The 8,025-nt window shown below is 44.5% G+C and carries 7 protein-coding genes; all 7 read left to right on the top strand.

Annotation, left to right across the window (positions count from 1 at the left end):
• Positions 1–250 precede the first annotated feature (250 nt).
• The 7 genes from secE (at position 251) to rpoB (ending at position 7,976) form a co-directional block, all read left to right on the top strand.
• Positions 251–628 carry a preprotein translocase subunit SecE gene (gene secE, locus AB4351_RS03755; protein ID WP_010435558.1) on the top strand — a complete coding sequence of 126 codons (378 nt, stop codon included), beginning with the start codon at positions 251–253 and terminating at the stop codon, positions 626–628.
• 13 nt (positions 629–641) lie between these two features.
• The gene (nusG, locus tag AB4351_RS03750) at positions 642–1,190 is read left to right on the top strand and encodes a transcription termination/antitermination protein NusG (protein WP_010435556.1); all 549 of its coding nucleotides are present in this window, start codon (positions 642–644) and stop codon (positions 1,188–1,190) included.
• 213 nt (positions 1,191–1,403) lie between these two features.
• Positions 1,404–1,832, top strand: a complete 429-nt coding sequence (gene rplK / locus AB4351_RS03745) for a 50S ribosomal protein L11 (protein WP_010435555.1) — start codon at positions 1,404–1,406, stop codon at positions 1,830–1,832.
• A 4-nt stretch (positions 1,833–1,836) separates the two neighbouring features.
• On the top strand, positions 1,837–2,541 hold the full coding sequence (gene rplA, locus AB4351_RS03740; RefSeq protein ID WP_017068866.1) for a 50S ribosomal protein L1: 705 nt from the start codon (positions 1,837–1,839) through the stop codon (positions 2,539–2,541).
• Between the two features lie 250 nt (positions 2,542–2,791).
• Positions 2,792–3,286, top strand: a complete 495-nt coding sequence (gene rplJ, locus AB4351_RS03735) for a 50S ribosomal protein L10 (protein WP_017060524.1) — start codon at positions 2,792–2,794, stop codon at positions 3,284–3,286.
• Between the two features lie 57 nt (positions 3,287–3,343).
• On the top strand, positions 3,344–3,712 hold the full coding sequence (rplL, locus tag AB4351_RS03730; RefSeq protein WP_017060525.1) for a 50S ribosomal protein L7/L12: 369 nt from the start codon (positions 3,344–3,346) through the stop codon (positions 3,710–3,712).
• Positions 3,713–3,947: 235 nt separating this feature from the next.
• Entirely contained in the window at positions 3,948–7,976 is a 4,029-nt protein-coding gene (gene rpoB, locus AB4351_RS03725; RefSeq protein ID WP_017060526.1) for a DNA-directed RNA polymerase subunit beta, read from the top strand.
• The last annotated feature ends 49 nt before the right edge of the window (positions 7,977–8,025 follow it).

Here is an 8,025-nt window from a genome sequence, read left to right as displayed (position 1 = left end):
GGTGTTGTAGCTAAAATCTTTGCATAAGATTTGACGAACCACTAGTAAAAAGGGCATCATTTGATGCCCTTTTTCTGCGCTAAAAAAAGAGTTGGATGTTTTGACATCGATTTTTGCTCTTAGCAAAGAATTAAACGGTCTTTTTGACTAAAATGACTGTTAGATGTGTTGTTTTGCAACGCAAAGGAATGTGCCCTGCAACAGCGGGGTTATTGTCGTCTATATTTAAGACTTATCACAGGTTGGTTTTATGAAAGCAAACGCTGAAACTCCTGATAGCTCAGGTGCAGCAGATACAATGAAGTGGATTGTCGCTTTTGTTCTGTTGGCTGCTGCTGTTGTGGGTAATTACCTGTATGGTGAATTGTCTGTTGTAATTCGCGCTGCAGGTGTAGTTGTGCTGATTGCTGCCGCACTAGGCGTTGCAGCAACAACAACTAAAGGTAAAGCTGCGATCGATTTTGCAAAAGAATCTCGTATGGAGATTCGTAAAGTTGTTTGGCCTACTCGCCAAGAAACTATGCAAACTACATTGATCGTTTTAGCTGTATGTATTGTTATGTCTCTAGTGCTTTGGGGAATTGACGGCATTATGGTCCGTCTAGTTTCTCTAGCAACTGGGGTGTAGAGGGTTCTGATTCATGAGTGAAGCTCCAAAAAAACGTTGGTATGTAGTTCAAGCCTTTTCTGGCTTTGAAGGTCGTGTTGCACAGTCGCTACGCGAGCATATTAAAATGCACAACATGGAAGAACTATTTGGCGATGTGCTAGTACCTACTGAAGAAGTAGTGGAAATGCGTGCAGGCCAACGCCGTAAAAGTGAACGTAAATTCTTCCCTGGCTACGTATTAGTTCAAATGATCATGAATGATGAATCATGGCACTTAGTACGCAGCATTCCGCGTGTTATGGGCTTCATTGGTGGTACCTCTGATCGTCCTGCACCAATCACTGATAAAGAAGCTGATGCTATCTTGAACCGTCTAGAGAAAGCGAGCGAGTCTCCACGTCCTAAGACAATGTTCGAAGCGGGTGAAGTGGTTCGTGTGAACGATGGTCCATTTGCTGACTTCAACGGTACTGTTGAAGAAGTAGATTACGAGAAAAGCCGCATTAAGGTATCTGTATCGATCTTTGGTCGTGCAACACCGGTTGAGCTTGAATTTGGTCAGGTTGAAAAACTGGACTAAAACTCTAAGTTTTGAACAAGCTGTGGATAAATACTTCATAAGTTGTTCAAAATAAAAGAGTATAAAAAATCACCTTTTTAGGGTTGTTAAAGGCGCGAATTATGATTATAATTTCGCGCCTTTTTGCTTCTGTGGAAGTGAAAAAGAGTTAATTGAATTTATGGGGAGCTCGCCTTGCGGCTAGCGCATGTACCCAAAATATTAGGAAATATCATGGCTAAGAAAGTTGAAGCTTATATCAAACTGCAAGTTGCAGCTGGTATGGCAAACCCAAGTCCACCGGTTGGTCCTGCTCTAGGTCAACACGGCGTGAACATCATGGAATTCTGTAAAGCGTTCAACGCAAAAACAGAATCTGTTGAGAAAGGTCTACCTACTCCAGTAGTTATTACTGTTTACAACGACCGTTCTTTCACGTTCGTAACTAAGACTCCACCTGCTGCTGTTCTTCTTAAGAAAGCTGCTGGCGTTAAGTCTGGTTCAGGTCGTCCAAACACTGAGAAAGTTGGTACTGTTACTGACGCTCAAGTTCAGGAAATCGCAGAAACTAAAGCTGCTGATATGACTGGTGCTGACATCGAAGCAATGAAACGTTCTATTGCTGGTACTGCTCGTTCAATGGGCCTAGTGGTAGAGGGATAAGATCATGGCTAAACTTACTAAGCGTATGCGCGTAATCCGCGATAAAGTTGACTCAACTAAAGAATACGAAATCAACGAAGCTGTTGCTCTTCTAAAAGAACTAGCGACTGCTAAATTCGTTGAGTCTGTAGACGTTGCTGTTAACCTAGGCATCGATGCTCGTAAATCTGACCAAAACGTTCGTGGCGCAACTGTGCTACCTCACGGTACTGGCCGTGACATCCGCGTTGCTGTTTTCACTCAAGGTGCAAACGCAGAAGCTGCTAAAGCTGCTGGCGCAGATATCGTTGGTATGGAAGATCTTGCTGAGCAAGTGAAAAAAGGCGAAATGAACTTCGACGTAGTTGTTGCTTCTCCAGATGCAATGCGTGTTGTTGGTCAACTAGGTACAATCCTAGGTCCACGCGGCCTTATGCCAAACCCTAAAGTTGGTACTGTAACTCCTAACGTTGCTGAAGCGGTTAAGAACGCTAAAGCTGGTCAGGTTCGTTACCGTAACGACAAGAACGGCATCATCCACACTACTATCGGTAAAGCATCTTTCGAAGCTAGCCAGCTTCAAGAGAACCTAGAAGCACTTCTAGTTGCTCTTAAGAAAGCTAAGCCTTCTTCAGCTAAGGGTACTTACCTGAAGAAAGTAAGCATCTCTACTACGATGGGTGCTGGTGTTGCTGTTGATCAAGCTAGTCTTGATACTCAAGCAAACTAATTTGCTTAGGCGCAGATTTAGTGTATACTTCTGCGCCTAATATTTGTGGTTGGGTGGTTTTAAAGCAATTTGAAATCATCTATCCCAAGACCGTAGGCGCTGTCGATTTTCATTAGATTATTGATAGCTTAATAAAACCTACGTAGGCGATGTTGTGGTTTGAAGTGGATTTATTCATTTTTAAATAACATCGTAAACGCTCAATACATTTTGTATTGGGTGCTGTAATCACAACCAGAGGTTAATCCAAATGGCTTTAAATCTTCAAGACAAAAAAGCAATTGTTGCTGAAGTCAACGAAGCTGCCAGTGGTGCACTTTCTGCAGTTGTAGCTGATTCTCGTGGCGTTGAAGTTGGCGCAATGACTTCTCTACGTAAACAAGCTCGCGAAGCGGGTGTTTACATGAAAGTTGTTCGTAACACACTAGCACGCCGTGCGGTTCAGGGTACAGACTACGAGTGTCTAGTAGACACTTTCACTGGTCCAACTCTGATCGCGTTCTCTAACGAGCACCCAGGTGCTGCAGCGCGTCTTTTCAAAGACTTCGCTAAAGAGAACAAAGATTTCGAGATCAAAGCTGCTGCATTTGAAGGCGCAGTTACTGATGCTGAAGTACTAGCGACACTACCAACTTACGACGAAGCTATCGCACGCCTAATGATGTGCATGAAAGAAGCTTCTGCTGGCAAGCTGGTTCGTACTATCGCTGCACTACGTGACCAAAAAGAAGAAGCAGCGGCTTAAGCCTTGCTTTTCACTGGTTGCAAATTAAACTTATTGTTGACTTAAAAGAGAATTGTTATGTCTATTACTAACGAGCAAATCCTAGACGCAGTTGCAGAAATGTCTGTAATGCAAGTTGTTGAGCTTATCGAAGCTATGGAAGAGAAATTCGGCGTTTCAGCTGCAGCTGCAGTTGTAGCTGGTGGCGCAGCTGGCGGCGACGCTGCTGCTGAGCAAACTGAATTCGACGTAATCCTAACTGCTGCTGGCGCTAACAAAGTACAAGTTATCAAAGCTGTACGTGGCGCAACTGGCCTAGGTCTTAAAGAAGCTAAAGGTCTTGTAGACTCAGCTCCTGCAGCGCTTAAAGAAGGCGTTGACAAAGCTGAAGCTGAAGCTCTTAAAGCACAGCTAGAAGAAGCTGGCGCTTCTGTTGAAATCAAGTAATTATTACTTAATTTCATAGCCGCAAGGCTAATGGCTGGTGGTTTATTAACCACCGGCCTTTTTGCGCTGTAGGGCTATGGCGAAATTTCCGCTGTTTAACCGTCATAATCCGAGCAAAAAAACAGTCATTTTTTCGAAATGATTGTTCACTACCACTAAACAGCTGTTTGTCACCACCCCCTCTGAAGAGTGTTTTGGGTGGTTTGGGTCACTTATCAGCGAGCTGAGGAACCCCATGGTTTACTCTTATACCGAGAAAAAGCGCATCCGTAAGGATTTTGGTACTCGTCCACAAGTTTTGGACATTCCATACCTGTTATCGATCCAGCTTGATTCTTTCGACAAATTCATCGAACAGGATCCAGAAGGTCAATACGGTCTTGAAGCTGCTTTCCGTTCTGTATTTCCAATTCAGAGCTACAACGGCAATTCTGAGCTGCAATACGTTAGCTACCGTCTTGGTGAGCCAGTTTTTGACGTTAAAGAATGTCAAATCCGCGGTGTTACTTACTCAAAGCCACTACGCGTAAAACTACGTCTAGTTATCTTTGATCGAGATGCACCAGCAGGTACTGTAAAAGACATTAAAGAACAAGAAGTCTACATGGGCGAAATTCCGCTTATGACAGACAATGGTACTTTCGTAATTAATGGTACCGAGAGGGTTATCGTATCCCAGCTGCACCGAAGCCCAGGCGTGTTCTTCGACAGTGATAAGGGTAAGACCCACTCATCAGGTAAAGTTCTTTATAACGCACGTGTAATTCCTTACCGTGGCTCATGGTTAGACTTTGAGTTCGATCCTAAGGATAACTTATTCGTACGTATCGACCGTCGTCGTAAGCTACCAGCATCGATTATTCTTCGTGCACTTGGTAAATCGACTGAAGAGATCCTTGATCTGTTCTTCGACAAAGTGAACTTCGAAGTGAAAGACCAAACTCTTCTTATGGAGTTGGTTCCTGATCGTCTACGTGGTGAAACTGCGTCATTCGACATCGAAGCAAACGGTAAAACTTACGTTGAGACTGGTCGTCGTGTTACTGCTCGCCATATCCGTCAACTTGAAAAAGATGGCGTTGAGCACATCGAAGTACCAGTAGAGTACATCGTTGGTAAAGTTGCATCTAAAGATTACATCAACGAAGCAACTGGCGAGATCATCGTTGGCGCGAACCAAGAGATTAGCCTAGAAGCTCTTGCTAACCTGTCTCAAGCAGGCCACAAGGCTCTACAAACTCTGTTCACGAATGACCTAGATCACGGTCCATTCATGTCAGACACTCTACGTGCAGATAGCACAGTAGATCGCATCTCTGCATTGGTAGAAATCTACCGCATGATGCGTCCTGGCGAGCCACCAACGAAAGAAGCTGCAGAGTCTCTATTCGAAAGCCTATTCTTCTCTGAAGAACGTTACGACCTATCAACTGTAGGCCGTATGAAGTTCAACAGCTCTATCGAGCGTGAAGAAGAAGAAGAGCGCGGTACTCTGGATGAATCAGACATCATCGAAGTGATGAAGAAACTGATTGGTATCCGTAACGGTATTGGTGAAGTGGACGATATCGACCACCTTGGCAACCGTCGTATCCGTTCTGTAGGTGAAATGGCAGAAAACCAATTCCGTGTTGGTCTAGTTCGTGTAGAACGTGCCGTTAAAGAGCGCCTAAGCCTTGGTGACCTTGATGCAATCATGCCTCAAGATCTTATCAACGCTAAGCCGATCTCTGCTGCAGTTAAAGAATTCTTTGGCTCTTCACAGCTTTCACAGTTCATGGACCAAAACAACCCATTGTCAGAAGTTACGCACAAACGTCGTATCTCTGCTTTAGGTCCTGGTGGTCTTACTCGTGAGCGCGCAGGCTTCGAAGTACGTGACGTTCACGTAACTCACTACGGTCGTCTATGTCCGATCGAAACGCCTGAAGGTCCAAACATCGGTCTAATTAACTCACTATCTGCGTTTGCACGTTGTAACGATTACGGTTTCCTAGAAACTCCGTACCGTCGTGTAGTAGATGGTGTAGTAACAGAAGAAGTTGATTACCTGTCTGCAATCCAGGAAGGTCAATTCGTAATCGCGCAAGCAAACACCATTCTTACTGAAGAAGGTACGTTTGCAGATGAGCTAATCACAGCTCGTCAAAAAGGTGAATCTGGTCTTCACCCACGCGATCACGTTGACTACATGGACGTTGCGACAAACCAAGTAGTATCTATCGCTGCTTCGCTTATCCCGTTCCTAGAACACGATGATGCGAACCGTGCATTGATGGGTGCCAACATGCAACGTCAAGCTGTACCAACACTTAAGGCTGATAAGCCTCTAGTAGGTACTGGTATCGAACGTAACATCGCAGTTGACTCTGGTGTTACAGCGGTTGCTAAACGTGGTGGTCAAGTTCAGTCTGTAGACGCTTCTCGTATTGTAGTTAAGGTTAACGAAGATGAATTGGTACCTGGCGAAGCTGGTATCGATATCTACAACCTAACTAAGTACACGCGTTCGAACCAAAACACATGTATTAACCAACGTCCAACTGTACTTCCTGGTGAACCAGTTGCACGTGGCGATGTTCTTGCTGATGGTCCTTCAACAGACCTTGGTGAACTAGCTCTTGGCCAAAACATGCGTATCGCATTCATGCCTTGGAACGGTTACAACTTCGAAGACTCGATCTTAGTATCTGAGCGCGTAGTTCAAGAAGACCGTTTCACGACAATCCACATCCAAGAACTATCTTGTGTGGCTCGTGATACTAAGCTGGGTTCTGAAGAGATCACAGCTGATATTCCAAACGTAGGTGAGTCTGCTCTGTCTAAACTAGACGAGTCAGGTATCGTTTACATTGGTGCTGAAGTTAAGGGTGGCGACATCCTAGTTGGTAAAGTAACCCCTAAAGGTGAAACTCAACTGACTCCTGAAGAGAAGCTACTACGTGCTATCTTCGGTGAGAAAGCATCTGATGTTAAAGATACTTCTCTACGTGTACCAAACTCTGTTTCGGGTACTATCATCGATGTACAAGTCTTCACTCGCGATGGCGTAGAGAAAGACAAGCGTGCACTTGAAATCGAACAGATGCAGCTTAAAGAAGCTAAGAAAGACCTAACTGAAGAGTTCCAAATTCTTGAGGGTGGCCTTCTTAACCGTGTTAAAGCTGTACTTCTGTCTGGTGGTTACTCTGAAGCTAAGCTTGATACTATCGGTCGTAAGCAATGGCTAGAGCAAGTTCTAGAAGACGATGCGCTACAAACACAGCTTGAGCAACTTGCTGAGCAGTGGGATGAGCTAAAAGCAGACTTCGATAAGAAGTTTGAAACTAAGCGTCGTAAAATCACTCAAGGTGATGATCTAGCGCCTGGCGTTCTTAAGATTGTTAAAGTTTACCTAGCGGTTAAACGTCGTATCCAGCCTGGTGATAAGATGGCCGGTCGTCACGGTAACAAAGGTGTAATCTCTAAGATTAACCCTGTTGAAGACATGCCATACGATGAGAAAGGTCAGCCTGTAGACATCGTACTTAACCCGCTGGGTGTACCATCGCGTATGAACATCGGTCAGATCCTAGAAGTTCACTTAGGTTTGGCTGCGAAAGGTATCGGTGACAAGATCAACCAAATGGTTAAGGAACAACAAGAACTGCATAAGTTCCGTGAGTTCCTACAGAAGGTTTACGATCTTGGTGATACTCGTCAGAAAGTTGATATTGCTGAACTGTCTGATGATCAAGTTCGTACACTGATCAAGAACCTACGTGGCGGTCTACCGATTGCTACTCCTGTGTTCGACGGTGCTTCTGAGTCTCTAATCAAAGAACTACTTAAACTGGGTGATCTGCCAGAATCTGGTCAGCTTAAACTGTTTGATGGTCGTACTGGTGATTCGTTTGAGCGTCCTGTAACTGTTGGTTACATGTACATGCTGAAACTGAACCACTTGGTTGATGACAAGATGCATGCTCGTTCAACTGGTTCTTACAGCCTAGTAACTCAGCAACCACTTGGTGGTAAAGCTCAGTTCGGTGGTCAGCGTTTCGGTGAGATGGAAGTATGGGCACTAGAAGCATACGGTGCTGCATATACTCTACAAGAAATGCTAACAGTTAAGTCAGATGACGTTAACGGCCGTACTAAGATGTATAAGAACATCGTAGACGGTAACCATAGCATGGAACCTGGTATGCCTGAGTCGTTCAACGTACTGTTGAAAGAGATTCGCTCGCTAGGTATCAACATCGAGCTAGAAGACGAAGAGTAATCCCTCCTTCTTTTTAAAAGAAGATAGGATTATTTGGTAAAAGGGAGCT

It is taken from the genome of Vibrio sp. 10N.261.51.F11, from assembly GCF_041471665.1.
Taxonomy (GTDB): Bacteria; Pseudomonadota; Gammaproteobacteria; order Enterobacterales; family Vibrionaceae; genus Vibrio; species Vibrio crassostreae_C.
Note: the sequence above shows the minus strand (reverse complement) of the source record. Positions and strands in the feature narration are given on the sequence as shown.